The organism is Arthrobacter sp. B2060 (assembly GCF_059090445.1).
In genome coordinates this window covers 217,270-243,567 of record NZ_JBNHFR010000002.1, presented here as the reverse complement: position 1 = coordinate 243,567, position 26,298 = coordinate 217,270, and the positions used below count along the sequence as shown (strand labels likewise).

The following is a 26,298-nucleotide window of genomic DNA, read 5'->3' as shown; positions in this document are numbered from 1 at the left end:
GACTGGCTTCAGGCCGCTCGCGCCGTTTCCGCCCGCACGCGTCTGAGCGATTTAGCCCGCCGGCGTTGTTCACGTCGTTGCCGGGTTTCTTCCCTGCTCACGTCAAACTGCGTTCCCGGCACCAGCAGTGTTCCCGGCAGCGGTGGCGCGGTGGAATGGTAGCTGTGCCCGGTGGGAGTTCTGACCTGGAGTGTATGTCTCGATCTGCCGGTGCCCGCTGCCCCAGCTCCGGCTCCGGCATCCCCACGCAGGGGCTTCACTGACCATCCAGGAGCTTGCTTGGTGTAGTTGCAGGCCTCGCAGAGTCCGGCGCCGTTGCCCGAGCTGGTGGTCCCGCCGTCATGCCACGGGATGACGTGGTCGTGGTGGCGGATCGGAGCATTGCAGTAGGGGGTGCGGCAGGTGTCATCACGAGCCTGAATGAAGCGCCGCAGCCCGGCCGGAAAGAGCCTGGCCCTCGAATCCATGGCGACCAGCTCGCCGCTGCCCGGGGCGGTGTACAGCCGCCGCAGCCACAGACGGAAGGCCGGATCATCGGCGGCAGTGCCGCCGGCATGCTGCAGGGTCTCCCTTGCCCAGGCTGCCGGGACCACGCCGTAGCCGGAAAGGCGGGCCGGTTCACTGTCACCTTGGAAGAGGGTCCGGTCGGTCATGATCACCTGAATCTCGACGCCGGTGACTCCGCCGGGCGTGCCGGTGGCCCGCTCGACCAGGGCATCGGCCATGATCTGGCTCCGGGAGCGCTCATCTCCACCAGAATGTGCTGTGTCGGCATAGCGGCTCAGCGCCGCATACACTGCCACTCCTGCCTTTACGGGCAGCAGGGCGGTCAAGTAGGTCATCGTGTCTGGCGCTGGCCGCAGGCTGACTCGCCGCTCGGTCACGGCATGACTGGCCCGCTTCACCACCGAGTGTGGCTCCAGCCGGTAGGCGGCAGCCCGCACCGCCGCAATTAGGGCCCGGTCGCCCACGCCCGCAAGTGCCCCGGTGTCCGGGGCGAGCTCTTCATCCACAGCACACCGGTCCGCCGCGGACAGGCACGCCGTCTCGCGCACCAGCAACGTAGCCCGCCACTCATTCAACTCCCCGGTCTCGAGGGCTCCGAGAGTACGCGGCATTTCCGTCACCAACGCCTTCGCGAGGCCCAGGAGGCGGCCGCCGCGGGTCGGAGACTCCCGCCTGGCCAGCGCGATCTGCGCCCCGACACCCTGACCCAGCTCATCCGCCGGCAGCCCGGCCCCGGCCTGCTCCCGGCGCTGCAGCACATCAAACGCCACCGCAACGCGGGCCTGCAACGCGGCTGCAGCCGACTTCAGATCCTCCAGGTCCCGCAACTGGTCAATCAGGGCAGTGCTGTCGGCGCACGGCTGGACAGCGGCGAGGAACACGGCCAGATCCCTGACCGTGACCCCACCACCCGCTGCTGCCGCCAGAGCCTTATCCGGCCCGCCGTTGCCTTCCATGAGGACAGTCTTTCAGTGGGCACCGACATTATTAGCGGCCGTGAAGCAGCGACAGCCCGCGTCCCGCCGCTGTCAGCGGCGGGACGCGGGCTGTCCTGCTGCGGGCTGTCCTGCTCCAGGCCAGGTGGTGTTCGGTCTGGCGGCTAGTCGACCTGCGGGAACCCGAGATCGATGACGGACGTGGACGGATCGGGCCAGCGGGTGGTGACCACCTTGCCACGCGTGTAGAAGCGGATGCTGTCCGGGCCGTACATGTGCGTGTCGCCGAACAGGGAGTTCTTCCATCCTCCGAAGGAGAAGGTGCCTACCGGGACGGGAATCGGCACGTTGACGCCCACCATGCCGGCCTCGACGTCGAATTCGAACTGCCGGGCGGCGCCGCCGTCGCGGGTGAAGATGGCCACCCCGTTGCCAAACTCGTTCTCGTTGACCAGACGGACGGCGTCGCTGTACGTGTCCACGCGCACCACGGAAAGGACCGGGCCGAAGATTTCGTCGTCGTACACCTTCATGCCGGGCTTGACGTGATCCACCAGGCTGACGCCGATGAAGAAGCCGTTCGAATCGAACTGCTGCGAGCGCCCGTCGACGACGACCGTTGCGCCTTCGTCTTCCGCGCCGGCCACATACGATGCCACGCGCTCCCGGTGCTCCGCCGTAATCAGCGGCCCCATCTGCGACGACGGGTCGGTGCCGGGACCGATCTTAAGGTCGGCCATCCGGCTCGTGATGGCCTTCACCAGGTCATCGGCAATGTTGCCGACAGCCACGAGCACGCTGACCGCCATGCAGCGCTCCCCCGCCGAACCGTAGGCTGCGGAGATGGCCGCATCGGCCGCCATGTCCAGGTCGGCGTCGGGAAGAACTACCATGTGGTTCTTGGCGCCGCCCAGCGCCTGGACGCGCTTGCCATGATCTGCCGCGCGCTTGTAGATCGACTGGGCAATGGGCGTTGAACCCACGAAGCTGACGGCCTTCACGTCCGGATGTTCAAGCAGCACATCGACGGCCTCCTTGTCGCCCTGCACCACGTTCAGCACCCCGGCCGGCAATCCGGCCTCGGCAAAGACCTCTGCGATAAAGACGGCTGAGGACGGGTCCTTCTCGCTGGGCTTCAGCAGCACGGTGTTCCCGCAGGCCAGTGCACTGCCGATCATCCAGAGCGGCACCATGGCCGGAAAGTTGAAGGGCGTGATGCACGCCACGACGCCGACGGGCTGCCGGACCGAGTGAACGTCGACGCCGCTGGAGACCTGCTCTGACCGCTCACCTTTGAGCATGTGGGACAGTCCGGTGGCGAACTCGATGTTCTCGAGGCCGCGGGAGATCTCACCTTCGGCGTCGGAGAGCACCTTGCCGTGCTCGCTTGTCAGAATGGCCGCGAGCTCGGATTTGCGCTGCGTCAGGATTTCGCGGACCCGGAAGAAGATATTGGTGCGCTTCGCGAGGCTCGTGGCCCGCCACGCGGGCAGCGCAGCCTTGGCGGCCGCGATGGCCTCCTCGACCCTGGCGGCCGAGGCCAGCGCCACTTCCTTCTCCTGCTCTCCGGTGGCGGGGTTGAAGACGGGGCCGAACCGGTCGGCGTCACTGACACGGCTGCCGTTGATGAAATGGGGAATGGTTTCCATGGGGTGTCTCTTTCTTACGCAGATTCTTGGGGGCACGGTAATGGTGCGTGCCTGGTAAATACGGGGTGCCGGGCGGCTACTTGGCGGGCTGCAGGGAACCGTCCACGAGCTTGATGATCATGGAGCAGTCCTTGCCCGACTCCCCCGCGTCAATGAGCTGCTGGAACAGCTGCTGGACGTGCTTGCCGATTTCCAACGGCGTTCCGGTGTCCTCCGCCGCGCTGATGGCCAGGCCGATGTCCTTGTTGGCAAGCTCGGTGGTGAACGTCGGCGCGAAATCGTTGTTGGAGGCGGCGGTGGAGACCACGCCGGGCACGGGATACCAGGTGCGCAGGGCCCAGCTGTCCCCCGAGGAGACCGATGCGATGTCCCAGAACACCTGCTTGTCGAGACCAAGCCGGTCCGCCAGTACGGCACCTTCAGCCGTGGACGCCAGGTTGATGAAGAGCATCAGGTTGTTGCAGATCTTGGCTGCCTGGCCGGTGGTGGCACCGCCGGTGGGAATGATGTTGGAGGCCATCGGCCCGATGTAGCCGGTGGCGTCAGCCACCGCGCCCTCTTCCCCGCCCACCATGAACGTGAGGGTTCCGGCCTTCGCGCCGCTCATGCCGCCCGAGACGGGGGCATCCACGAAGCGGAAGCCCGCGGCAGCGGCGGCGTCGTGCAGTTCCTGGGCGGACGCGATATCGATGGTGGACGAATCCACCAGGAGCGTGCGGGTATCGGCATGGGCCAGGACCCCGTCTGCGCCAAGGTAGACGGCCTTGGCGTGCTCGCCCTTGGGGAGCATGGTGAAGACGACGTCGGCGCCGTCCACCGCTTCGGCGATGCTCTGCACGGGCTTCACTCCGCCTGCCTGTGCGGCGGCGACAGCAGCCGGGTTGAGGTCGAATCCGCGCACGTCGTGCCCGGCCTTCGCCAGATTTGCTGACATGGAGCCGCCCATGTTCCCCAGACCGATCCAACCGACTACTGCCATGGCGCAAGCTCCTTTGCTTTGGGTCCGGCCGCCGGGGCCGGAAGATCTCTGTCAACCATCACACCCTGCTAGAGTGCAATCAAGGGGAAAAATTACAGATGGTATGTGCACTGATGCACATTGGCTGAAAGGACGCCACGTGCGTCGGCTTCCAAGTCCGGACGATTTGCTGATTTTGCTGACCGTCGCCCGCCTGGGGCGGTTCAACGCCGTCGCGGAGACGCTGGGCACAACTCACACCACGATTTCCCGCAGGATCATGGCGCTCGACAAGCAGTTGGGCGGGCGGACCCTCGAACGAAGCCCGCATGGCTGGGAACTGACAGAGCTCGGAGCCTCGGCGGTAGCGGCGGCCGAAGCCATTGAAGAAACCCTTGGTTCACTCTCGGGCCTCACCGGCCAGGACAAGAACGCGCTCTCCGGCCTGGTGCGGATCAGCACGTCGGACGGGTTCGGCGCCGAGTTCGTGGCCCCCGCGCTGGTCCGCCTCCAGCGCCGGAATCCGCAGCTGAATGTGGAGATGCTCAGCGCCACCCGGAAGGTCAGCCAGAACAGGTCCGGCGTGGATCTTGAAATCGTGGTGGGCCGGACCGATGTCAGCAACGCCCAGCCGATCTTCCTGTCCAACTACTTCCTGCGGCTCTATGCCAGCCCCGCCTATGCCGCAGAGCGCGGCCTGCCTGAAACGCTCGACGCCGTTGGGCAGCACGGCTTTGTGTCTTACGTTGAATCGGCGCTCCAGGTGGCCGAGCTCGGCCACCGGGCTTCACAGCTGCCCATGCCGAAGTCCAGCTTCCAGGCAACGAGCATCTTTGCCCAGGTGGAGGCGGTGCGCCGGGGTGCGGGCATCGGCCTGCTGCCGAATTTCATGGTGGCAGGCAGGCCCGACTTCGTGCCGGTGCTTCCGGACGACTTCCAGCGCCAGCTCGCCGTCTGGGCGGTGGCGCGGCCCGAATCGCTGAGGTCCGGCAGGGTGCAGGCCGTCCTCGCGGCCCTCAAGGACGAGGTGCAGGAACGCCAGGACGTGCTCACGGCCTGACGCCGTCTGCCTGAAGCGGCCAGCCTGCAAAAAGGTGACAGGCGTGTGACAGCCGTCAGGCGCGGAACAGCCGCCTGACCACCTCTCCCGCGGTGAGCGCATCTAGGCCCTCGTTGATCTCTTCCAGCGGCTTGGTATCCGTATGCAGCAGCTCAACGGGCAGCCGGCCCTCACGCCAGTACCCCAGGTAGAGGGGGATGTCCCGCTCGGGCACGGCATCGCCCATGTAGGAGCCCAGCAGACGCTTGCCCGCACCGGCGAACTGCAGGGCCGGCACCGTCAGTTCTGCGGAGGGGTGCGGCAGCCCCACGGAGACCACGGCACCGCCGCGCGTCACGTGCTCCAGGCAGGAGGCAATCACGCGGGCGGAACCCACTGCTTCGATGGCGGTATCCACTCCGTCACCGGTGGCCTCCGCGATCAGCCGCGCGGCCTCCTCAGGCGTGCCGACGGCGGTGGCACCGCAGTCCAGGGCGAGCTGGTGCTTGCTGGCGTTCGGGTCAATCGCAATCACGGCCGCGGCGCCGGCGAGCGCCGCCGCCATTACTGCGGAGAGACCGACGGCACCGAGGCCGAAAACGGCCACCGACTGGCCGTCGTCGACAGCTGCCGTGTTAAGGACCGCCCCCATTCCGGTGAGCACGGCGCAACCGAACATCGCGGCAACCGTGTCCGGGACGTCGTCGTCAATGACCACCACCGATTCACGGGCCACGACGGCATAGTCTGCAAACGCGGAGACGCCCAGGTGGTGGTTGATCCGTTCGCCGGAAGGGGCCCGGAGCACCGCCTCACCATGCAGGAGGTCACCTGACCCGTTGACGTCGGCGGCACGGTGGCACAGGGCGGGACGCCCGGCCTTGCAGGCCCGGCAGGCGCCGCAGCTGGGGACGAAGACCAGCACAACGTGGTCCCCCACCGAAACGTCCGTGACGCCGTCGCCCACGGCTTCGACCCGCCCGACTGCTTCATGCCCGAGTGCCATGGGAAGCGGCCTGACCCGGGAACCGTCAACCACGGACAGGTCAGAGTGGCACAGGCTCGAATAGGTGATGGCGACGCCGAGTTCCCCCGCCCGGGGTGCGGGCCGGTCCAATTCCTGCACGAGGAGTGGACGGGCTTCGGCGTAGCGGGTTCCGGAGGGAACGGTGGCATAGAGGACAGCTGCTCGCATGGAAATTCCTGCCTTCGGTGGATTGCCGGCACGCAGCTGCCCGGGCCTGCGTGGTCGCGGGTCCGGGCAGCTGGGCTGGCTGTTGTGCTTGCTTACTGGTGGCTACTTTTTGCCGGCGGCCAGAAGGTCGGCGGTGCCCTGGGCGTCGGCGGCGTCGACGTCGTGCAGTGAAATGCCGCGGGTTTCCTTGAGGAAGTACACCGAGATCAGGGTTACGATGCAGGCCCCGAGGAGGTACAGCGCCACCGGGGTGGAGGACTTGAAGCTGCCCAGCAGGGAGGTGGCGATGATCGGGGCCATGGAACCGGCCACGATGGACGTCACCTGGTAGCCCAGGGAAACGCCGGAGTAGCGCATCCGGGTCGGGAACATCTCGGCCATGATGGACGGCTGGCCGGCGTACATGAGGGCGTGGAACATCAGGCCGATGGTGATCGCGGCGAGGATGATGAGGTCATTGGCGGTATCCATCATGGGGAAGGCGAAGAAGCCCCAGGTTCCGCCCAGGATGGCGCCGGCCATGTAGACGGGACGCCGGCCGAAGGCGTCGGACAGCTTGCCGACCAGCGGGACCGTGCAGAAGTGGATGAAGTGCGCCACCAGCAGGAGCAGCAGGATCCGGGACGTGTCGGTCTGCACGACGACCTTCAGGTAGGTGATGGAGAACGTCACCACGAGGTAGTACAGGATGTTCTCGGCAAAGCGCAGGCCCATGGCGGTGAAGACGCCGCGCGGGTAGCGGCGGAAGACCTCGGCGACGCCGTAGCCCTTCTTCTCGACGGTGACTTCCTTGCGGGCCTCGAGGAAGATCGGTGCGTCCTGGACCTTGGTGCGGATGTAGTAGCCGATGATGACGATCACGGCAGACAGCCAGAAGGCCACGCGCCAGCCCCAGCCGAGGAATGCTTCCTGGGAGAGCGTGGAAGAAAGGGTGAAGAGCACGCCAGTGGCCAGCAGGTTCCCCATCGGAACGGCCGACTGCGGCCAGCTGGACCAGAATCCGCGGGACTTGTTGGGGCTGTGCTCGGCAACGAGCAGCACGGCGCCGCCCCATTCGCCGCCGACGGCGAAGCCCTGGACGAAGCGGAGGAACACCAGCATCGCCGGGGCCCAGTAACCGATCTGGGCGAAGGTGGGCAGGCAGCCCATGAGGAACGTGGAGACACCGACCAGGATGATGCTCAGCTGCAGCAGTTGCTTGCGGCCGAACTTGTCACCGAAGTGGCCGAACACGATGCCGCCGATCGGCCGGGCCACGAAGCCCACGGCGTAGGTGACGAACGCCGCGATGATGCCGTCCAGCTCCGTCCCTGAATTGGGGAAGAACATCTTGCCGAACACCAGGGTGGCCGCGGAGGCATAGAGGAAGAACTCATACCACTCAACCACCGTGCCGGCCATGGACGCCGTAACGACTTTCTTCAGGCCCGACGCCTTGACATCGGTTTCCTCTACGCGGCTTGCGGCCGGGTTTTCCGTACTCATTTTGTGAACTCCTTCGGCGTCTTCGTCGACACCACATGGGACCAGGCTCTGACGGACCTGTGATGTGTGCCACTGGCCGCCGTTTCCAACGAGTATGGTCTGCCCCTGCTGCAAGCTCAACGACAAATAGTGCAGGGCGCATCTGCATAAATGCACAGTCAACTGGCCCTAGAGCCATTCCCTGCGGCGTCGGAGCCGGTCCCGGGAGCGGGAGTTCAGGTTGGTGATCAGGCTGAGAAATGCCCGCGGAGCTGGGCGCTGAGCTGCCCGATCTCGGTGAGGAAGCCGTCGTGGCCGATCGGCGCTTCGATGACATGGACGTCCACGTCACCGGGGAGGGCGTCGGCGAGTTCACGTGACTGGGACGGGAAATACAGCCGGTCCGAGTCGACGGCGGCGACAAAGAAGTCCGCCGTGGTCCGCGCCAGCGCATCCTTCAGGGTTCCGCGCCCGCGGCAGATGTCGTGGCTCATGAGGGCTTCGGTAATGGCGATGTAGCTGTTGGCGTCGAAGCGCTGGACGAGCTTGCTCCCCTGGTGGTCCAGGTAGCTTTCCACCTGGTACCGGCCGCGGTCCGCGAGGGCATCCGCCTGCAGTGGAGCTTCGCTGTCCTGGGCGTTCCGGCCGAACCGGAAGTCCAGCTCGTGCGCCGAGCGGTAAGTAATGTGGGCGATCCGGCGGGCGAGGGCCAGCCCGGCTTCGGGGATCGGGCCCCCGTAGTAGTCGCCGCCGTTGAAGTTGGGGTCCTGGCGGATCGCGAGGGTCTGCGCCTGCGCAAAGGCGATCTGTTCGGCAGTGCTGCTCGCGCCCGCGGAGATCACGCCGCAGCGGCGCACCCGGTCGGGGAAGGTGACCGCCCACTCCAGTGCGCGGGCGCCGCCCATGGAACCTCCCACAACGGCAAACCAGCTGCTGATGCCGAGCTGGTCAGCCAGGCGCGCTTCGGCAACGGTGGAGTCCCGGAGGGTCACCAGCGGGAAGCGCGAGCCCCACGGCTTGCCGTCGGGGGCGGCCGACGCCGGGCCCGTGGATCCGTAACAACCGCCCAGGATGTTAATGGAGACGACAAAGAACCTGTCCGTATCCGCCGGCGCGCCCGGTCCGGCAAGCTGCTCCCACCAGCCTTCCTCGTCCCCGCCGCCCCGCGTCACATGGGTGCTGCCGGTGAGTGCGTGCTCCACCAGGATGGCGTTGGAGCCGTCCGCGTTGAGCGTCCCCCATGTTTCGTAGGCAAGGGTGACGTCGGGGAGGAATCCGCCGGCCTCGAGCTCGATGCCGCCGATGTTGGCATACTGCACAGTGCCGTCGGGAACCCGGCCGTCCAGAGTGCGGTTGTCCAGCACTGTGCCGTGGGGAAGTCGGCCCTCCGGCACATCGGTGCGGGTAACGGAAATCGTCATCGGTATACCTCTTCTACGCGCTTGCCCGCCGCCAACTGGCCGGCAGGCCAGGTCTTCACCCGGGGCACCCCACCGCGGAAGGAGGGTTGCCGGCCAGCAAGCCGGGGCTGTCGCTGGCACTCATGACCTGGACCAAGCTTACGAAAGGGCCCACGCTCCGCGCGAAGATTGTGACGGCTATGTGACTCCAGCGGGCCCTGAACGCTGGCGGCGGGCACCAGGGCAGATCTCGGAAATCTGCTCTTCCGCACATAGCCCAAACGGGTTAGGCAACCCTTAGCTGAGAGCCGCGTCACAAGATGCCAAGATGAGGGCATGCGCATGGATCACGTCTCTTACGCCTGTGAACACGATGGCCTGGCGGCCACCACTGAACGAATTTCGTCCGCCCTCGGCGTTGAAGCCGTGAAGGGCGGGGTACACCCCCGTTTCGGAACGCGAAACATGATTATCCCGCTCGCGGGACACAAATACCTTGAGGTCGTGGAGGTCCTGGACCACCCGGCGTCGGACAAAGCCCCGTTCGGACAGGCCGTGCGCGCACGCTCTGCCGCCGGCGGCGGCTGGATGGGCTGGTGCGTCGAAGTGGACGACCTCGCCCCGTTCGAGGAGCGTCTGGGACGCGCCGCAGTCAACGGCAACCGCAAGTTCCCGGATGGCCGCGAACTCGTGTGGAAGCAGATCGGCATCCTGGGCCTCATTGCGGACCCGCAGGTCCCGTACATGCTGAAGTGGGAGGGCGATCCTTCCCTGCACCCGTCCAACGCCTATGACAGCAATGTCAAGATGTCCAGCCTCACCATCGCAGGCTCCGCCGAACGGGTCACCGAGTGGCTCGGCGAGCCTGTCGAACGGCCGCTGGAGGATGTTGCCGTCAACTGGGTGGCTCCGCACGGCACGCCGGGCATTCTGTCCGTCACGTTTGAAACCGCAGCAGGCGCCGTCACCATCTGACGCGCCCGGCAGCAGGCTTCAACTGCACGCTGCCACTACACTTCGGCCGCCATCAGCGGGTGCCAACGACGCCACCCACCGATGGCGGCCGAATTATTTCCCTACCCCAGGCCGATGCTCTTTCCGAACAGGCTGAAGCCGACGAAGGCCACTATGTCCAGCAGCGCATGGGCGATGACCAGCGGCATCACCCGCCGGGTTTTGGTATAGATCCAAGCGAACACCACGCCCATGATCGCATTGCCGATGAACGGCCCGAAGCCCTGATACAGGTGGTAGCTGCCGCGGAGCATGGAGCTGACGAAGATCGCCACCGGCACCGACCAGCCGAGCTTCCCGAGGCGGTCCAGCAAATACCCCACCACAATCACTTCCTCCACGATGCCGTGGCGCACCGCGGAAAGAATCAGGACGGGAATCGTCCACCAGTACGCGTCCAGGGCACTGGGGATGATCGCCGTCGTAATACCCAGCGCCCGGCCCGCGGCATAGAGGCCCAGTGAGGGAATGCCGATCAGCGCCGCCAGCCCCAGTCCCTGGAGCAGGTCACGCCCGGGGCGGGCGAAGTTGAAGCCGAGCTTCCGGAATGCCGAGCCGCTGTCACTGCCTGTCCCGGCCTTGGGCTGCCGCTGCTCCGTCATGAAGTACAGGACCAGCAGAACGGGCACCAGCGCGAAGATGATGTCCAGGAGCTGGTAGGTCAGATCGAAATACTCGCGCGTGCTTTGCGAACGGTTCAGTGTGGACGTGCCCTGGGCGAGCGGCGCCTGGCTCATCTTATCCAGGAGCTGCACCACCGAGTAGGCGGCCGACTGCCCCAGGGACAGCCCCAGGACGATCCAGATTTCGATCCGCAGACGACGGCGGGAAGGAACCAACATGTTCCTATCTTGCCTGCAGTTGCTGGTACTTGCCTGATGGGCTTCCGGACGTATCTGCCGCTGTTGGGTACGAGGCTGGCCCTATGCTGGGAAACTATGAGTGCGCCCGGGAAAATTATCATGATCCGGCACGGCCAGTCCGCCGCCAATGCCGACACGTCCATTTACAACCGGGTGCCCGACTACCGCATTCCGCTGACACCTCTGGGTGTGGACCAGGCCAGGGCCGCCGGAGAACGCATCCGGCGCGAGCTGGACGGCCAGCAGGTGAGCGTGTACGTCTCGCCCTACCTGCGCGCCTACCAGACGCTGGAAGCACTCGATCTGGGCCCGCTCACGGAGCGGGTGATCGAGGAACCCCGGCTCCGTGAGCAGGACTGGGCCAATTTCCAGATCTCCGGCGACATCGAGGACCAAAAAGAGCTGCGCAATGCGTACGGCCACTTCTTCTATCGGTTCCGCGAGGGCGAGTCCGGTTCGGATGTCTATGACCGCATTTCGTCATTCATGGAGACGCTCTACCGGCACTGGGCCAAGCCGGACTACTCCCCCAACGCCCTGCTGGTCACGCACGGCCTGACGATGCGCCTGTTCTGCATGCGCTGGTTCCACTGGTCCGTGGAGTACTTCGAGTCGCTGAACAACCCGGACAACGCGGAGATCCGGATGCTGGTGCGCACCGGAGACGGCAAGTACGAACTCGACCAGCCGTTCACGCAATGGGTGGAGCGCCGGGTGGACGAGACCGTCCTCGACGCCCCGCCGGTGGTGTTCTAAGCCCGTGGTGCTCTGAGGCGCGGTGTTCTGGGACCCCGGCTTCCTAGGCCTGCCGTGTCCGCGGCGTTTCCGGCGCCACGATGACTTCCGTGCCAATCGCTTCAAAGGCGGCCTTGTCCTTGGCGGAGATGCCGGAATCGGTGATCAGCCGCGTGAACGCGTAGCCGTCCATGGTGGCGAAGGCGCGGCGGCCCACCTTGGACGAGTCCGCAATCACGTAGGACACGCTGGCGCGGCTGGCCAGCAGCGCGTTGACGGATGCCTCGCCTTCCCCGGTGTTGGTGGGGCCCACCTCCGGATCGATGCCGTTGACGCCGATGAAAGCGATGTCCAGCACCACCTTCTGCATGATGATGTCTGTGTACGGCCCCACGAGTTCGTACGAGCGCGGATTGAGGATGCCGCCGGTCACCATGACCTTGATGTTGGGCCGCACCGCCAGCTGGCCGGCGATGTTGATGGCGTTGGTGACCACCGTCAGGGTGGGCTGGTTGGACGGCGAGTTGAGGTCCTCACGGGTTGCCAGGATCTGGGCCAGGGCGGTGCTGGTGGTGCCGCCGCAGAGCCCGATCACCATGCCCGGCGAGATGAGGGCGGAGGCAGCGAGGGCGATCTCCTGCTTGGCTGCCGCATGGTCGTCGCGGTTGTACCGTCCGGGGAGATCGTAGGCCAGCGCGCCCGTGGTGGCGCCGCCCCGGGTCCGGGTCAGCAGCCGCCGCTTGGCCAGGCTGTCCAGGTCCCGCCTTGCCGTGGCCGGCGAAACTCCGAGCCGGGTGACGATTTCGTCCACCTCCACCTGCCCGGTTTTGGCAAGGAGATCCAGGATCGCCGTCAGTCGGTCGGTGCGGGTCATGCTAGCCTCTCGGTGATCAAACTGCCGTCAGAATTGACGTTTTCTGATTGTAACAGACGGCAAACGATCACCTAACGTCACCCGGGCGGCTGGACTCGCGGTCCTACCGGGCCCGCACTCCGGCCCGCCACACGGCGTGCGTCAGCGGCATTCCCGGGCGGTAGGCCAGGTGCGTCGCGGCCGGCGCGTTGAGCACATGCAGGTCCGCCCGGTGCCCGACGGCGATCGACCCCACCGCGCGTTCGCCGTCGGCGTCGTTCCCGGACTCACGCCCCAGCGCCAGGGCGCCGCCGTACGTCGCGGCGCGGACGGCTTCGTGCACGCTGAGTCCCATCTGCAGCACAGCGGTGGTCACACAGTATGCCATGGAACTTGTGTAGGACGTCCCGGGGTTGCAGTTCGAAGCCAGCGCCACGGGCACTCCGGCGTCCAGGAGCCGCCGCGCGGGCGCGAGCGGCTGGCGGGTGGACAGGTCGCAGGCCGGCAGGCAGGTTGCCACCGTGCCACGTGAACCAGCGCCGCGGGAACCAGTGCCGCGGGAACCAGTGCCCGCGCCGGACCAGCTGGCGGCCAGCGCGTCGACGTCGTCGTCGGACAGGTAGTTCACATGGTCCACGCTGGCTGCGCCGAACTCGACGGCGAGCCGGACGCCCGCTCCGGGGCCCAGCTGGTTGCCGTGAACGCGCAGCCCGAGGCCGGCGGCGCGGCAGGCCTGCAGGACGCGGCGCGACTGCTCCTCGGTGAAGGCGCCCCGTTCGCAGAACACGTCGGCCCACTGCGCGTACGGGCGGACTGCTTCCAGCATCGCCCCGCAGACAAGGTCCGTGTACTCGTCGGCATCCATCCCCGCGGGTACCAGGTGCGCCCCGAGGTAGGTGACTTCGTCGGCCACCGTGGACGCAATCCGTGCACTCCGTGCCTCCTGCTCCACATCCAGGCCGTACCCCGTCTTCGTCTCCAGATACGTGGTGCCCTGCGAGACCGCCTCCGCCACCCGGCCGAGTGCAAGCCGCGTGAGGTCATAGTCCCCGGTGCCGCGGGTGGCTCCGGTGGTGACTGCGATGCCGCCGGCGCTGTAGCTCTCCCCGGCCATCCGGGCCTCGAATTCCGCGGTTCGGTCACCGGCGAATATCAGATGCGTATGCGAGTCCACCCAGCCGGGAAGCACGGCGCGGCCGCCGGCATCGTAAGAGTCATCCGCCGCCGGCGCTTCCGCCGCGGCTCCGAGCCAGGCGATCCGTTCCCCCTCGATCACCATGGCCGCGTTCCGTAATACACGCTGTTCGCGGTCCTGGGTCATCAGTTCGCCGATATTGGTAAGTAGGGTGCTCATGAATCCATTCTTCAGCGCCGGATGGACCACCGCGTCGCTGCCAGCGCCTCTGCTGTCCGGGATTCCGGACCCGGGCCCCCGCCGGTGCTGTGTCCAAGTATCTGGGCAGCGGCGATTTCGGCAATCGCGGACGACGTCTGGAACCCGTACCCGCCCTGGCCGGCGAGCCAGTAGAAGCCCGCCGCTTCGGCGTCGAAGCCCGCCACGGGGACGCCGTCGGCCGCTTCGGTGCGCAGGCCGGTCCATGCGGTCCGTACGGCGCTGATGCCCAGCGTCGTCAGGGAATTGAGCCGGGCGATCAGGCGCTCCACGTCGCCGGGGAACGGCCGAGCGTCCTCCGCTGCGCTGGCAACGTGTTCCGACGGCGAGATCAGGACGTCCTCCCCCTCCCTGCGGAAGTAGAAGGAGTCGTCCGCTGCCGCCACCATGGGGGTTCCCTCAGGGAGGGAATGCCCGACGGCGGCAATCGCCGCGGTGCGCCGGTACGGCTGGAGGCCGAGCTTTTCCACCCCGCTGATGACCGCTACCTCGTCCGCCCACGCCCCCGCCGCGTTGACGAGCACGCCGGCCTGGAACGCCTCCTGCCCTGCACCGATCTCCCACCCGCTGCCGAGGCGCTGGGCAGAATGGAGCTGGGCACCCGTGATGATGTCCGCGCCCGCCGCCTCGGCCCGCGCCCGGTGGTCCTCCAGGAGGACCGGCGCGTTGCAGGCGAAGGAGCCATTATCCAGGCCTGCCGCGGAGAAGCTTCCGGGCTTCAGGACCGGGCACAGCTCCAGCGCTTCGGCCTGGCTGATCATTCTCATTCGGCTGCTGGATCCTGACCTGACGGTTTCCTCGTCGCCGACCAGCATGAAGCTCCGCGCGGCCAGCACGGGCACGGGAAGGGCGGCGTCCCGCGCCGAGATCAGTTCCAGCGTGCGCACCGTCAGCTCCTGGACAACAGGCGGGCCAAAACTGGGTATCAGCTGCCGGGCCGAGCGGGAGGACGTGTGGTACGCCAACTGCTGCTCGGCCTCGACCAGCGCCACGCTGCAGCTGCCTGCCAGGGTGGACGCCAAGGACAGGCCGGCGATCCCGCCGCCGACAATGACCACGTCATAGGTTGCTGTCATGGCTCCATCCTTGCAGACGGACGGGAACTATCCGGCTACCGCGTTCCGGCTCTTGACGAACGCCCGGACGCACGTTTCGACGTCGTCGGAGCTGTGCGCCGCTGACAGCTGCACTCGGATGCGGGCTGCCCCGCGCGGCACCACAGGGAAGCTAAAGGCCGTGACAAAGACCCCGTTTCGGAGCATCTCGTCTGCCACTTTCGCTGCCTGGACGGCGTCGCCGAACATCACCGGAACAATGGCGTGTTCGCCGTCGAGCAGCTCAAAGCCCTCCTCTGTCATACGGCGGCGGAACAGCCCTGCATTCTCAAACAGGCGGGCCCTCAGCTCGCCGGAGGTCTCCACGAGATCGAGTGCCTTGATCGTGGCAGCCACGATGGCCGGGGCCACGGAATTGGAGAACAGGTAGGGGCGGGCCTTCTGCCGGAGCATCGCCACCACTTCACGGCGGCCGGAGACATAGCCGCCCGACGCCCCTCCGAGTGCCTTGCCGAAGGTGCCGGTGTAGATGTCCACGCGGTCAGAGACGCCGGCGTGTTCGGGGGTTCCCGCCCCGGTGGCACCCATAAAGCCCACAGCGTGGGAGTCATCCACCATGACGAGGGCATCGTGCTTTTCGGCGAGGTCGCAGATAGCCTCCAGCGGCGCAAGGTAGCCGTCCATGGAGAAAACACCGTCCGTGACGATGATCTTGCGGCGGGCTCCCCCGGCCTCCAGGAGCTTGGCTTCGAGGTCGGCCATGTCCTGGTTGGCGTAGCGGAACCGCTGCGCCTTGCAGAGCCGGATGCCGTCGATGATCGACGCGTGGTTCAGGGCGTCGGAGATGACGGCGTCCTCCGGACCGAACAGGGACTCGAAGACTCCGCCGTTCGCATCGAAGCAGCTGGAAAACAGGATGGTGTCCTCCGTGCCGAGGAACTTGGACACGCGGGCTTCAAGCTGCAGGTGGAGGTCCTGGGTGCCGCAGATGAACCGGACGCTGGCCATGCCGAAGCCGCGTTCGTCCATGGCGGACTTGGCCGCGGCGATGATGTCCGGGTGGTCGGCCAGGCCGAGGTAGTTGTTGGCGCAGAAGTTCAGGACCGGCGAGGCCTCCTGCCCGATCTGGCCTGCGTCGATGCGGTTGGCCTGGGGGGAATCGATGTGCCGCTCGGTCTTGTAGAGGCCGGCAGTCCGGATCTCATCCAGTTCGCTGCGCAGCTGGTCCTTGATTGCTGAATACATAGTGGGCTCCTCGGCTCGTCGAAAGTCTCGTGGGGTGATGATGGGATCAGGGGCTGCTCAGAATTGTGACCAGTCGAGCACAACCTTGCCGCCGACGCCTGCACGGGCAATGTCGAAGCCCTTCTCCCACTGCGCGGCCGGCAGCACGTCCGTGACCACCGCGGAGATGTTGGCGTGCAGGCTGGGATTGGAGGACAGCATGGCGCTCATGGCGTACCAGGTCTCGAACATTTCGCGGCCGTAGATGCCCTTCAGGGTCAGCATATGGGTGACCACCTTGCCCCAGTCGATGTCGATCGGCTGGCTAGGCAGGCCCAGCATCGCGATGCGGCCGCCGTGGTTCATGTTGTCGATCATTTCCGGCAGTGCCGTGGGGTGGCCGGACATTTCGAGTCCGATGTCGAAGCCCTCACGCAGGCCCAGTTCGCTCTGCGCCTCCCGGACACGCGTCGTCGAGACGTCGATGGCCAGGTCGACGCCGAGCTGCCGGGCCAGCTCCAGGCGCGGCGCCGAGACGTCCGTGATGGCGATCTTGCGGGCTCCGGCGTGGCGGGCCACGGCGATGGCCATGAGGCCGATGGGTCCGGCGCCGGTGATGAGTACATCCTCGCCTACGAGCGGAAAGCTCAGGGCCGTGTGCACCGCGTTGCCGAAGGGGTCGAAGATTGCCCCGAGTTCCGGGGTCACGGAGGAATCGTGGTGGACCCACACGTTGGTTTCCGGGATGACCACGTACTCGGCGAAGGCGCCGTCCCGCTGCACGCCCACGCTCACCGTGTGGATGCACATCTGCCGCCGGCCGGCCCGGCAGTTCCGGCAGATGCCGCAGACGATGTGCCCCTCGCCGGAAACCCGGTCCCCTACCTTGACGTCCCGAACGTCTTCCCCGATTTCAACGACTTCGCCGTAGAACTCATGCCCGGCGATGAGGGGCGCCTGGATGATGCTCTGTGCCCAGGCGTCCCACGACTGGATGTGCAGGTCCGTGCCGCAGATGCCGGTGGTCAGAACCCGGATCTTGACGTCGTCGGAGCCGGCTTCAGGCTCCGGACGGTCAACGAGCTCGAACCCGGCTTGCGCGCCGGCCTTGTACAGAGCCTTCATTGGCTTCCTTACGTTTGGCATGCACCCAAGCTGCATGCGGGGCGGAATCTCCCTTCATTAGAGCCATTCCAACGCGTTAGCACAAGGGGATTTTTCTCAATCGACGATTTAGGAAAAGCTAAGGCATAAGATGGGGCCATGGAAATCCACCAGCTGGAAATGCTGCGCGAGCTCGGTGCGCTCGGAAGCGTCAAGGCCGTAGCGGACACGCTGCTGGTCACGCCATCGGCTGTCTCCCAGCAGCTGGCACAGCTGCAGAAGAGCGTGGACGTTCCGCTCACGCGCAAGGAGGGCAGGAATCTGGTCCTCACGGAGGCCGGGCAGGTGCTTGCCGACGCCGGCGCCGCCGTCGTCAGCGCGATGGCCGATGCCCGCATGGCGATCGGCGCCTACCACGGCTCCACGGTGGCCCCGGTGACTGTCAGCGGGTTCCACAGCGCCGGGCAGGCACTGTTCGCGCCGCTCGCGCGGCTGCTGGACGGGCCAGACAAACCGAAAGTCCAGCTGTTCGATGAGGACGTGGCACAGCAGGATTTCCCCGCCCTCACGGCACGGTACGACCTGGTGCTGGCCCACCGCATGGACCACAGTCCGCGCTGGCCCACTGAGCGGGTGGCGGTTATACCCCTCGCGCATGAGCCCCTCGACGTGGCGCTTCCGGCGGGACACCGGCTCGCCGCCCAGCAGTCGCTGGAACCGGAGGACGTCGTGGGCGAATCCTGGGTGACCAGCCGCACGGGCTACTCACCCGCGGACGTGCTGTCCGCCGTGGCCGCCGTTTCCAGCCGGGAACTGAACATTGTGCACCGCATCAACGACTACTCCACGGTGGCGGCGCTGGTGGCCGCGGGCGGCGTGATCGGTCTGCTGCCGAGGCATACGGCACGGCCGGTGCTGAGTCCGGACATTGTGTTGCGCCCGCTCAGGGGCATCAGCACCCGCCGCAGGATCGATATCCTGGCCCGGCCTGAGAACCTGAAGCGGGCATCCGTGATGATGGTGTGCGAAGCGTTGGAGGACATCATGGCCCGCCTCGTCCACGATTAGGGCACGTCGTCGGCCTGGCCCCGGTCCTCGGCTTTGGCCTTGCCGTGGCCAAGCCCCTTGCCCTGGCCAAGCCCCTTGCCTTGGCCGAGTCCTTGTCCCTTGCCGCCGGCGCCTTCGACGATCATCCTCGCGGTGATGGACGCGCCGTTCTTGACGCCCCGGATGCGCACGGTGTCCCCCTGCTTGAGGTCCGCTGCGGTGGCGGCCGAGGGCTTGACCCGTTTGCCGGCGTCGTCCCTGGGTGCGGTGCCGTCAGGAGCGGCTGCGCCCTGCTTGCGGATCCTGGTCTCGGCACCGATGGCATAGGCCAGGGTGAAGCCGTCCTCGCTCTTGACCGTGATGGACGTCTCGCTCACGGACTCCACGGTGCCGAACTGGGTGATCCGCGTTTCAAGGGTTCCGTCACCCTTTTTGACAACGCTCTCGCTGTGAAGCTCACGCCCCTTGCCCTTGCCTTTGGCTTCCTCCGCATTGCCCTGGCCGCCCGGCGCCGGTGGCGCGGGCTGTGAGGAAACCAAGGCGGCGTCCTCGCTTCCGGCGGTCTCGCCGGCGGCCCGGACCACCGCTGCTCCGGCACCGCTCAGGGCGAGTACTACGGCGCCGGCCAACAGGGCGCGACCCAAGATGTTCGGTTGTAAAGCCGGCATGGCATGTCCTTCCTCCGCGCCGGCGGGACTCCGGCGCCCTCAGTCCACACTTTAGGGCCGGGACCTTATGGAGAGCATGGAGCCAAATGCCTGTTAACCCCCAACTGGGCCGCAGCCGCGTGGTTCTGAGCGCTCAGAACGGCGTACTGCGACCCAGCGTGGAGAGGAAGGGGTCAGGCGCTGACGCCCAGCTTTTCCAGGATCAGTTCGCGGACGCGGCCGGCATCGGCCTGTCCCCGGGTGGCCTTCATGACGCCGCCGACGATGGCACCGATGGCCTGTACCTTGCCGCCGCGGATCTTGTCCGCGACGTCGGGCTGTGCGGCCAGGGCTGCGTCGATGGCTTCCAGCAGGGGACCGTCGTCGGACACGACGGCGAGGCCGCGCTTCTCAACGATCTCGGCCGGGGTGCCTTCACCGGCGAGCACGCCGTCCAGCACCTCGGTGGCCATCTTGTTGTTGATCTTGCCGTCTTCCACCATCTTGCTCAGTTCGACAATGGTGGCAGGCTGGACGCCGAGCTGGCCGGGATCGACGTCGGCGTTCTTGGCACGGCCCACGATCTCACCCATCCACCACTTGCGTGCCACGGAGGCCGTGGCACCGGCGGCGATGGTTTCCTCGATTTCATCCATCACACCGGCGTTGACGACGTCACGGAATTCGAGGTCCGAGTAGCCCCAGTCCGCCTGGAGCCGCTTGCGGCGGGCCGCCGGAGGCTCGGGCAGGGTGGCGCGCAGCTCCTCGACCCATTCGCGCGAAGCGACCACCGGAACGAGGTCGGGCTCCGGGAAGTAGCGGTAGTCGTCGGCGTCGGACTTTTCCCGGCCGGACGTCGTGGTGCGCGTGTCCTCGTGCCAGTGGCGGGTTTCCTGGATCACTGGCTCGCCGGATTCCAGCACGGCGGCGTGCCGCTGGATCTCGTAGCGGACGGCGTGTTCGACGGCGCGCAGCGAGTTGACGTTCTTGGTTTCGGAGCGGATGCCGAAGCGTTCGCGGCCGTGCGGGCGCAGTGACACGTTGGCGTCGCAGCGGACGTTGCCGCGTTCCATCCGGGCGTCGGACACGCCGAGGTTCTTGACGATTTCGCGGACCGCGGCCACGTAGGCCTTGGCCAGCTCCGGGGCGCGGGAACCGGCGCCCTCGATGGGCTTGGTCACGATTTCCACCAGCGGGACGCCAGCGCGGTTGTAGTCCACGAGCGAGTAGTCCGCGCCTTGGATGCGGCCTGCCGAGCCGCCGAGGTGGGTCAGCTTGCCGGCGTCCTCCTCCATGTGCGCGCGCTCGATTTCAACGCGGAACACGGTGCCGTCGGAGAGCTCGATGTCCAGGTGGCCGTCATACGCGATCGGTTCGTCGTACTGGGACGTCTGGAAGTTCTTCGGGGTGTCCGGGTAGAAGTAGTTCTTCCGGGCGAAGCGGCAGTAATCGGCGATCTTGCAGTTCAGCGCCAGCCCGATCTTGATCGACGACTCCACCGCGGTCTTGTTCAGCACGGGGAGCACGCCCGGCATGCCGAGGTCCACCTCGTTGACGTTGGTGTTGGGCTCATCGCCAAAGACGTTGGGTGCGGAGGAGAACATCTTGGTCTTGGTGTTGAGCTCCACGTGGACCTCGAACCCCAGGACGGGATCATACTTCTCCATGGCCTCGTCGAAGCTCAGGATTGCATCGGACATCAGTGTGAACCTCCGTGGCTCGTAACAGTCTCGGCGAGGGAAGGAGCCGGTAGTTCGGGAGCTTTGTCCAGCAGCGGACCGCCCCATTTCTCCTCGAGCAGGGATTCCAGCACGGCGCCCACGCGGTACAGGCGCGCGTCCTCGCGGGCAGGAGCCAGGAGCTGGATGCCGACGGGCAGCCCGTCCTCATCGGCGAGGCCGCCGGGCAGGGACAGGCCGGGAACGCCGGCCATGTTGGCCGGAATGGTGGCGACGTCATTCAGGTACATGGCCAGGGGGTCGTCCAGCTTTTCGCCCAGCTTGAAGGCCGTGGTGGGGGCCGTCGGGGAAATCAGGACATCGGCCTTGGCGAAGGCAGCCTCGAAGTCGCGCTGGATCAGGGTGCGGACCTTCTGCGCCGACCCGTAGTAGGCGTCGTAGTAGCCGGCGGAGAGGGCGTAGGTGCCCAGGATGACGCGGCGCTTGACCTCGTCGCCGAAGCCGGCGGCGCGGGTGGCCCCCATGACGCGCTCAATGGTCATGGGCGGCTGCTCGGGGAGCACACGCAGGCCGTACCGGACGCCGTCGAACTTGGCCAGGTTGGAGGAGGCCTCAGACGGCATGATGAGGTAGTACGCACCGAGGGCGTACTTGAAGTTGGGGCAGGAGACCTCAACGATTTCCGCGCCCGCCTGCCTGAGCAGCTCGAGGGACTCGTTGAACCGGTTCTCGACGCCGGCCTGGTAGCCCTCGCCGTGGAGTTCCTTGATGATGCCGATCTTCATGCCCTCAACGTTGCCGGTCCGGGCGGCGGCGACGAGGTCGGCCAACGGGTCGGGAAGCGAGGTGGAGTCGTGCGGGTCGTGGCCGCCGATGACCTGGTGCAGCAGCGCCGAGTCCAGGACGGTGCGGGACACGGGGCCGATCTGGTCCAGTGAGGACGCCATGGCGATGGCGCCGTAGCGGGACACGCCGCCGTAGGTGGGCTTCACGCCCACGGTTCCGGTAACGGCACCCGGCTGGCGGATGGATCCGCCGGTATCGGTGCCCAGTGCGAGCGGTGCTTCGAAAGCGGCGACGGCGGCTGCCGAGCCGCCGCCGGAGCCGCCGGGGATGCGGTCCAGGTCCCAGGGGTTGCGGGTGGGGCCGTACGCGGAGTGCTCCGTGGAGGAACCCATGGCGAATTCGTCCAGGTTGGTCTTGCCCAGGATGGGCATCTTCGCGGCCCGGAGCTTCTGCACGACCGTGGCATCGTACGGGCTGTGCCACCCTTCCAGGATCTTGGATCCCGCCGTGGTGGGCTGGCCCACCGTGACAATGAGGTCCTTGACGGCGATGGGAACGCCGGCAAGCTCGTGCAGTTCGTCGGCGGCAGCGCCGCCGGCGGCGCGGATGGCATCCACTTCGGCGGCGACGGCCAGCGCCTCTTCGGTGTTGACGTGCAGGAACGCGTGGACGCCGCGGTCTCCGCCATCGACGGCGGCGATGCGGTCCAGGTGGGCCTGGACAACCTCGACGGCGGTGACTTCACGGGCGGCAAGCTTGGCGGCCAGCTGGGCTGCGGAGAGGCGGATCAGCTCGGTGCTGTTGTTTTCAGTCATCTGTTTTTATGCCTCATCCAGGATTGCCGGGACCTTGAAACGGTTCTCATCGGAATCCGGAGCTCCGGAGAGTGCCTGCTCGGCGGTGAAGGTGTGCCCCACCACATCCTCGCGGAACACGTTGTTCAGCGGAATCGGGTGTGAGGTGGCCGGAACGTCTTCCCCGGCGGCTTCGCTGACGGACTTCACCGCATCTACGATGACGGCCAGCTCGCCGGCCATCCTGTCCAGCTCTTCAGCACTCATCTCAATGTGCGCGAGCCGCGCGAGGTGCGCGACGTCGTCACGGTTGATCGCAGCCATGGATCTCCCCTGCAAAGTTCGAATTGTTTTCCGATCCAGTCTAGTGGGCAAACGTCAGTGCCCGCCTGACGACCCCCAGCGGGCTCCAGGCGGGCACATCCGGCCGCGCGGCGTGCCGCGGGCAGCTACAGGTTAGCCGATGCCGATGGCTCCGGTCAGCATCCCGACGGCAAGCATCACCAGGGAGACCACGGCGCTGCGCCACAGCACCTTCTTGTGGTGGTCGCCGAGGTCAACCTTGGCGAGCGAAACCAGCAGCAGGATTGCCGGAACCAGGGGGCTCTGCATGTGGAACGGCTGTCCGGTGATGGAGGCGCGGGCCATCTCGGCGGCGCTGATGCCGTAGTGCGCGGCGGTCTCGCTGAGGACGGGCAGCACGCCGAAGTAGAAGGCGTCGTTGCTCATGAAGAACGTCATGGGGATGCTGAGGACGCCGGTGATGACGGCCATGAGCGGGCCCATGTCCGAAGGGATGATCTGCACGAGCCAGGCGGACATGGCCTCGACCATGCCGGTGCCGGTGAGGACTCCGGTCAGCACCGCGGCGGCCATGACCATGCTCACCACGGCAACGATGGACGGGGCGTGGGCGATGAGCTGGTTGGCCTGGTCCTTGACGTGCGGGAAGTTCACCAGCAGGGCGATGGCCGAGCCCACCATGAAGACGTACGGCAGGGGCACGAGGTCGGCGATGAGCATGCCCATGACGGCGACCGTAAGGCCCAGGTTGAACCACTGCAGCTTGGGACGGAGGGTCTTGCGGTTCGGGTCCAGGGCCGTGTCCGCCATGGCGGTGTCGCTGTCATCCACGAGCGTTTCGGTGCGTTCCAGGACGGCCACCGGCGAACCCACAGGAGAAAGGCCTGCGGGAGCCCCGCCGGACGGGCCGGAGACCTTGACGCCGCGGCCGGTTCCGCCGTCGAACGCTTCGCCGTCGAACGCTTCAGCGGTTTCAGGGACACCCCAGATTTCCGGCTGGGTGGCGCGGAGGCGGTTGCGCTCCTGGATGCCAAGCAGCCAGGCGAAGGCCAGGACGACGGCGATGCCGGCGAGCAGCGACGGGAGCATGGGGACGAAGACGTCGTTGACATCGATTTTCAGGGCGGTGGCGGCGCGGGCCGTGGGGCCACCCCACGGCACGATGTTCATTGTGCCGTTGGCCAGGCCGGCCACGCAGGTGAGGACCACCGGGCTCATCTTCAGGCGGAGGTAGATCGGCAGCATCGCCGCGGTGGTGAGGATGAACGTGGTGGAGCCGTCGCCGTCCAAGGACACGGCGGCAGCCAGCAGGGCGGTGCCCAGGACAACCTTGGCGGGGTCATTGCCCAGCTTGCGCAGGATGAACCGGACCAGCGGGTCGAACAGCCCGACGTCGATCATCAGGCCGAAGTAGATGATGGCGAACATCAGCAGGGCGGCGGTGGAGGTCATGGACTTCATCGAGTCCATGACCATGTCGCCGATGCCGAGGCCGGCGCCTGCAAACAGCCCGAAAACGGTGGGGACAATTATGAGCGCCAGCACTGGCGTCAACTTTTTCGTCATGATCAGCACCATGAATACCGCGATCATGGCGAATCCAAGTAATACCAGCACGGCCGGCTCCTTCTTGATGAACGGCATCACCTCGATGTGATGCGCACTACAGACGTTAGAGTGGCCCGGGTCACGGCAGTGCCTTTGGCTCAATTGATTGGCATACTGCTTATTGGGAGCATTTTGCGCATTCTGCTCACGGCCCCGCCCGGACCGTCTGCGCACAAGCCGGTAATGTCTACCCACGTCCTTGGCAGCCCTGCCTGCCTTGTCTTGCCTCGAGGAGGAGCGCCATGACCGCACCGTCCCGGCGCCTGCCGCTGCGGTTCTCCACGCAGACCCTGCTGCTGCAGCTGGGCGTGGTGCTCCTCGTCGTACTCCTCAGCGCAGCCGTCCACGCCTGGCTGACCTACGAACGCCTGGGGCGCGAGGCGGAAAACCAGGCGCTCACGCTTGCCCGGACCGTGGCCTCGGACCCTTCAGTGCGCGCCGACGTTGCCCGCATCAGCCGGCAGGAAGGCACTCCCCCGCGGGACCAGCTGCTTGCCGGTCCGCTCATGGCGGCGGCGGAGGGTGCCCGCAGCCGGACCGGTGCCCTGTTCGTGGTGATCACGGATGAAACGGGACTCCGGCTGGCCCACCCCGAGGCCGACCGGCTTGGCGAACGCGTCAGCACGGACCCCTCGGAGGCGCTGGCCGGACACGAGGTCACCACGCGCAACACCGGGACGCTGGGCCCGTCGGCCGGTGCCAAGGTGCCGGTTTTCGCACCGGGTGCGGAGCCCGGCACCGGCGGCGCTGGTGCCGGCGCCGGTGCCGGTGCCGCCGGCACGGTGGTGGGCGAAGTCAGCGTGGGCTACTCCACCGAGACAATTGGCCAGAGCCTCCGGCGCGACATCGTGCCCATCGCCGTGACGGCGGCGGGATCGCTCGTGGCAGGTGTACTGGCCTCGTTCCTGCTCCGGCGCCGGCTGCAGCGGCTCACGCTCGGCCTGGAACCGGAGGAGATCAGCACGCTGGTGCATGACCAGGTTGCCGTGCTGGAGGGTGTGGACGAGGGCGTGGTGGGCGTCTCGGCCGACGGCCGCATCAGCGTCTTCAACGCCGCCGCCCAGCGGCTCCTGGGGCAGCCCGACCTGACCGGCACGCTGTGGTCCGGGGCGCCGGTTCCCCCGCAGCTCAGGGCGCTGACCGAAGCCGACGCCAGGGAGGGCGAAGCCGTTGAGCTGATCGCCGGCGGCAGGGTCCTGGTGGCGAGCGCCCGCAAGGCCCTGCACCGCCAGGAGGACCTCGGCTGGGTGGTCATGCTCCGGGACCGCACCGAACTGCAGCAGCTGACACGCCAGCTGGACGCCGTCGGGACCATGTCCACAGCGCTCCGGGCCCAGCGGCACGAGTTCGCCAACCAGCTGCACACCATCGCCGGCTTCATGAGCATCGGCCAGCACCAGCAGGCACGTCAATATCTGGAGAAGCTTGCCGCCACCGGGCCGCTGAAATTCCCGGTGGACCAGGCCGAGCTCCTGCAGGACCCGTACCTGCAGGCGTTCGTCGGCGCCAAGGGCGTGGAGGCGGACGAGCGCGGCGTGGCGCTCCGGATCGGGCCCGAGACCCTGGTGCGCGGGCAGGTCACGGAACCGCAGGACGTGACAACTGTCCTGGGCAACCTGATCGACAACGCGGTGAACGCCGCCGTCGCCGGCTCGGCGGACGAGCGGTGGGTGGAACTTGAACTCCTCGACGAACCGTCGGACGACGGCGGGACCCTGCACATCGTCGTCGCGGATTCAGGCGACGGGCTGCCGGGCGGAACTGATCCGGATGCCGTGTTTGCCGAGGGATTCACGACGGCGGCCGGCCCGGTCAGCCCGGCGGGGGGACCCGCCCGCTCCGGAGGGGGACCCGTCCGCTCCGCGGGGGGCCAGGGCCTGGGTCTGGCTCTCGCCCGGCAGCTGGCGCGGCGCCGCGGCGGCGACGTCAGGGTGTTGGAGCCCGGCGGCGCGGGCGGACCCGGCGCCGTGTTCATGGCGACGCTCCCCGGCACCACCAATTCCGGCAAGGACTGACGGGCCGCATGACAGGTAAGCCTCCACATGA

General features: G+C 67.0%; 22 protein-coding genes and 1 riboswitch. Of the genes, 5 read left to right on the top strand and 17 right to left on the bottom strand.

The genetic code is table 11. The features are described from left to right. Positions 1-8: 8 nt before the first annotated feature. The 3 genes from AC5RUM_RS05855 to mmsB all read right to left on the bottom strand — a co-directional run bounded on the left by AC5RUM_RS05855 (position 9) and on the right by mmsB (position 4,070). The gene (locus AC5RUM_RS05855) at positions 9-1,463 is read right to left on the bottom strand and encodes an HNH endonuclease (protein ID WP_494034064.1); all 1,455 of its coding nucleotides are present in this window, start codon (positions 1,461-1,463) and stop codon (positions 9-11) included. A gap of 143 nt (positions 1,464-1,606) precedes the next feature. Further along, positions 1,607-3,091, bottom strand: coding sequence for a CoA-acylating methylmalonate-semialdehyde dehydrogenase (locus AC5RUM_RS05850; RefSeq protein WP_494034063.1), 1,485 nt, complete (start codon positions 3,089-3,091; stop codon positions 1,607-1,609). Between the two features lie 76 nt (positions 3,092-3,167). Continuing rightward, the gene (gene mmsB / locus AC5RUM_RS05845; RefSeq protein ID WP_494034062.1) at positions 3,168-4,070 is read right to left on the bottom strand and encodes a 3-hydroxyisobutyrate dehydrogenase; all 903 of its coding nucleotides are present in this window, start codon (positions 4,068-4,070) and stop codon (positions 3,168-3,170) included. 139 nt (positions 4,071-4,209) lie between these two features. Between mmsB and AC5RUM_RS05840 the strand changes: the two genes are divergently transcribed. Beyond that, positions 4,210-5,109: a LysR family transcriptional regulator gene (locus tag AC5RUM_RS05840; RefSeq protein ID WP_494034061.1), complete on the top strand. Its 900-nt coding sequence runs from the start codon at positions 4,210-4,212 to the stop codon at positions 5,107-5,109. 55 nt (positions 5,110-5,164) lie between these two features. Here AC5RUM_RS05840 and AC5RUM_RS05835 read toward each other — a convergent pair whose 3' ends face one another. The 3 genes from AC5RUM_RS05835 to metX form a co-directional block, all read right to left on the bottom strand. Continuing rightward, positions 5,165-6,283, bottom strand: coding sequence for a zinc-binding dehydrogenase (locus AC5RUM_RS05835; RefSeq protein WP_494034060.1), 1,119 nt, complete (start codon positions 6,281-6,283; stop codon positions 5,165-5,167). Positions 6,284-6,385: 102 nt separating this feature from the next. Further along, entirely contained in the window at positions 6,386-7,768 is a 1,383-nt protein-coding gene (locus AC5RUM_RS05830; RefSeq protein ID WP_494034059.1) for an MFS transporter, read from the bottom strand. Positions 7,769-7,995: 227 nt separating this feature from the next. Next, a complete protein-coding gene (gene metX, locus AC5RUM_RS05825) occupies positions 7,996-9,168 on the bottom strand; it encodes a homoserine O-acetyltransferase MetX (protein WP_494034058.1) in 1,173 nt (390 codons plus the stop codon). Between the two features lie 12 nt (positions 9,169-9,180). After that, a riboswitch (SAM riboswitch) is annotated at positions 9,181-9,296 on the bottom strand. A 187-nt stretch (positions 9,297-9,483) separates the two neighbouring features. Here metX and AC5RUM_RS05820 point away from each other — a divergent pair. After that, on the top strand, positions 9,484-10,122 hold the full coding sequence (locus AC5RUM_RS05820; protein WP_215050555.1) for a VOC family protein: 639 nt from the start codon (positions 9,484-9,486) through the stop codon (positions 10,120-10,122). Between the two features lie 101 nt (positions 10,123-10,223). Here the strand turns inward: AC5RUM_RS05820 and AC5RUM_RS05815 are convergent, their stop codons facing one another. Then, the gene (locus AC5RUM_RS05815) at positions 10,224-11,003 is read right to left on the bottom strand and encodes a CPBP family intramembrane glutamic endopeptidase (protein WP_494034057.1); all 780 of its coding nucleotides are present in this window, start codon (positions 11,001-11,003) and stop codon (positions 10,224-10,226) included. A 120-nt stretch (positions 11,004-11,123) separates the two neighbouring features. Here AC5RUM_RS05815 and AC5RUM_RS05810 point away from each other — a divergent pair, with 120 nt between their 5' ends. Continuing rightward, positions 11,124-11,780, top strand: coding sequence for a histidine phosphatase family protein (locus tag AC5RUM_RS05810; RefSeq protein WP_494034056.1), 657 nt, complete (start codon positions 11,124-11,126; stop codon positions 11,778-11,780). A gap of 43 nt (positions 11,781-11,823) precedes the next feature. Here AC5RUM_RS05810 and AC5RUM_RS05805 read toward each other — a convergent pair whose 3' ends face one another. The 5 genes from AC5RUM_RS05805 to tdh form a co-directional block, all read right to left on the bottom strand. Then, entirely contained in the window at positions 11,824-12,633 is an 810-nt protein-coding gene (locus tag AC5RUM_RS05805; RefSeq protein WP_400577951.1) for a DeoR/GlpR family DNA-binding transcription regulator, read from the bottom strand. A gap of 103 nt (positions 12,634-12,736) precedes the next feature. Then, positions 12,737-13,966 carry an amidohydrolase family protein gene (locus tag AC5RUM_RS05800; RefSeq protein WP_494034055.1) on the bottom strand — a complete coding sequence of 410 codons (1,230 nt, stop codon included), beginning with the start codon at positions 13,964-13,966 and terminating at the stop codon, positions 12,737-12,739. A gap of 11 nt (positions 13,967-13,977) precedes the next feature. After that, the gene (locus tag AC5RUM_RS05795) at positions 13,978-15,081 is read right to left on the bottom strand and encodes an NAD(P)/FAD-dependent oxidoreductase (RefSeq protein WP_494034054.1); all 1,104 of its coding nucleotides are present in this window, start codon (positions 15,079-15,081) and stop codon (positions 13,978-13,980) included. Positions 15,082-15,108: 27 nt separating this feature from the next. Next, entirely contained in the window at positions 15,109-16,305 is a 1,197-nt protein-coding gene (locus AC5RUM_RS05790) for a glycine C-acetyltransferase (protein WP_494034053.1), read from the bottom strand. Positions 16,306-16,362: 57 nt separating this feature from the next. Next, positions 16,363-17,409 (bottom strand): L-threonine 3-dehydrogenase, encoded by a 1,047-nt coding sequence (gene tdh / locus AC5RUM_RS05785; protein WP_494034052.1) that lies wholly within the window; start codon positions 17,407-17,409, stop codon positions 16,363-16,365. Positions 17,410-17,547: 138 nt separating this feature from the next. On the opposite strand from tdh, the gene AC5RUM_RS05780 reads away from it, so the two are divergent. Then, the gene (locus AC5RUM_RS05780; protein WP_494034051.1) at positions 17,548-18,456 is read left to right on the top strand and encodes a LysR family transcriptional regulator; all 909 of its coding nucleotides are present in this window, start codon (positions 17,548-17,550) and stop codon (positions 18,454-18,456) included. Here the strand turns inward: AC5RUM_RS05780 and AC5RUM_RS05775 are convergent. The 5 genes from AC5RUM_RS05775 to AC5RUM_RS05755 all read right to left on the bottom strand — a co-directional run bounded on the left by AC5RUM_RS05775 (position 18,453) and on the right by AC5RUM_RS05755 (position 24,261). Then, the gene (locus tag AC5RUM_RS05775; protein ID WP_494034050.1) at positions 18,453-19,103 is read right to left on the bottom strand and encodes a hypothetical protein; all 651 of its coding nucleotides are present in this window, start codon (positions 19,101-19,103) and stop codon (positions 18,453-18,455) included. The genes AC5RUM_RS05780 and AC5RUM_RS05775 overlap by 4 nt on opposite strands. Before the next feature lie 173 nt (positions 19,104-19,276). After that, a complete protein-coding gene (gene gatB, locus AC5RUM_RS05770) occupies positions 19,277-20,785 on the bottom strand; it encodes an Asp-tRNA(Asn)/Glu-tRNA(Gln) amidotransferase subunit GatB (RefSeq protein WP_400578311.1) in 1,509 nt (502 codons plus the stop codon). Beyond that, positions 20,782-22,362: an Asp-tRNA(Asn)/Glu-tRNA(Gln) amidotransferase subunit GatA gene (gene gatA / locus AC5RUM_RS05765; RefSeq protein WP_494034049.1), complete on the bottom strand. Its 1,581-nt coding sequence runs from the start codon at positions 22,360-22,362 to the stop codon at positions 20,782-20,784. Before gatA ends, gatB begins: the two co-directional genes overlap by 4 nt. Positions 22,363-22,368: 6 nt before the next feature. Further along, positions 22,369-22,665 (bottom strand): Asp-tRNA(Asn)/Glu-tRNA(Gln) amidotransferase subunit GatC, encoded by a 297-nt coding sequence (gatC, locus tag AC5RUM_RS05760; RefSeq protein WP_494034048.1) that lies wholly within the window; start codon positions 22,663-22,665, stop codon positions 22,369-22,371. A 132-nt stretch (positions 22,666-22,797) separates the two neighbouring features. Further along, complete coding sequence (locus tag AC5RUM_RS05755; RefSeq protein WP_494034047.1) at positions 22,798-24,261, bottom strand: CitMHS family transporter; 1,464 nt, start codon at positions 24,259-24,261, stop codon at positions 22,798-22,800. 233 nt (positions 24,262-24,494) lie between these two features. Here AC5RUM_RS05755 and AC5RUM_RS05750 point away from each other — a divergent pair, with 233 nt between their 5' ends. Further along, positions 24,495-26,267, top strand: a complete 1,773-nt coding sequence (locus tag AC5RUM_RS05750; RefSeq protein WP_494034046.1) for a sensor histidine kinase — start codon at positions 24,495-24,497, stop codon at positions 26,265-26,267. Positions 26,268-26,298 lie beyond the last annotated feature (31 nt).

Bases quoted from the DNA above. Each gene is read 5' to 3' on its own strand.
- AC5RUM_RS05795 (WP_494034054.1), bottom strand. From the start codon at position 15,081: ATGACAGCAACCTATGACGTGGTCATTGTCGGCGGCGGGATCGCCGGC.
- AC5RUM_RS05780 (WP_494034051.1), top strand. From the start codon at position 17,548: ATGGAAATCCACCAGCTGGAAATGCTGCGCGAGCTCGGTGCGCTCGGA.
- AC5RUM_RS05775 (WP_494034050.1), bottom strand. From the start codon at position 19,103: ATGCCGGCTTTACAACCGAACATCTTGGGTCGCGCCCTGTTGGCCGGC.
- AC5RUM_RS05855 (WP_494034064.1), bottom strand. From the start codon at position 1,463: ATGGAAGGCAACGGCGGGCCGGATAAGGCTCTGGCGGCAGCAGCGGGT.
- metX (WP_494034058.1), bottom strand. From the start codon at position 9,168: ATGACGATTTCCGTTACCCGCACCGATGTGCCGGAGGGCCGACTTCCC.
- AC5RUM_RS05835 (WP_494034060.1), bottom strand. From the start codon at position 6,283: ATGCGAGCAGCTGTCCTCTATGCCACCGTTCCCTCCGGAACCCGCTAC.
- AC5RUM_RS05805 (WP_400577951.1), bottom strand. From the start codon at position 12,633: ATGACCCGCACCGACCGACTGACGGCGATCCTGGATCTCCTTGCCAAA.
- AC5RUM_RS05815 (WP_494034057.1), bottom strand. From the start codon at position 11,003: ATGTTGGTTCCTTCCCGCCGTCGTCTGCGGATCGAAATCTGGATCGTC.
- AC5RUM_RS05790 (WP_494034053.1), bottom strand. From the start codon at position 16,305: ATGTATTCAGCAATCAAGGACCAGCTGCGCAGCGAACTGGATGAGATC.
- gatC (WP_494034048.1), bottom strand. From the start codon at position 22,665: ATGGCTGCGATCAACCGTGACGACGTCGCGCACCTCGCGCGGCTCGCG.
- AC5RUM_RS05750 (WP_494034046.1), top strand. From the start codon at position 24,495: ATGACCGCACCGTCCCGGCGCCTGCCGCTGCGGTTCTCCACGCAGACC.
- AC5RUM_RS05800 (WP_494034055.1), bottom strand. From the start codon at position 13,966: ATGAGCACCCTACTTACCAATATCGGCGAACTGATGACCCAGGACCGC.
- mmsB (WP_494034062.1), bottom strand. From the start codon at position 4,070: ATGGCAGTAGTCGGTTGGATCGGTCTGGGGAACATGGGCGGCTCCATG.
- AC5RUM_RS05830 (WP_494034059.1), bottom strand. From the start codon at position 7,768: ATGAGTACGGAAAACCCGGCCGCAAGCCGCGTAGAGGAAACCGATGTC.
- tdh (WP_494034052.1), bottom strand. From the start codon at position 17,409: ATGAAGGCTCTGTACAAGGCCGGCGCGCAAGCCGGGTTCGAGCTCGTT.
- gatA (WP_494034049.1), bottom strand. From the start codon at position 22,362: ATGACTGAAAACAACAGCACCGAGCTGATCCGCCTCTCCGCAGCCCAG.
- AC5RUM_RS05810 (WP_494034056.1), top strand. From the start codon at position 11,124: ATGATCCGGCACGGCCAGTCCGCCGCCAATGCCGACACGTCCATTTAC.
- AC5RUM_RS05820 (WP_215050555.1), top strand. From the start codon at position 9,484: ATGCGCATGGATCACGTCTCTTACGCCTGTGAACACGATGGCCTGGCG.
- AC5RUM_RS05850 (WP_494034063.1), bottom strand. From the start codon at position 3,091: ATGGAAACCATTCCCCATTTCATCAACGGCAGCCGTGTCAGTGACGCC.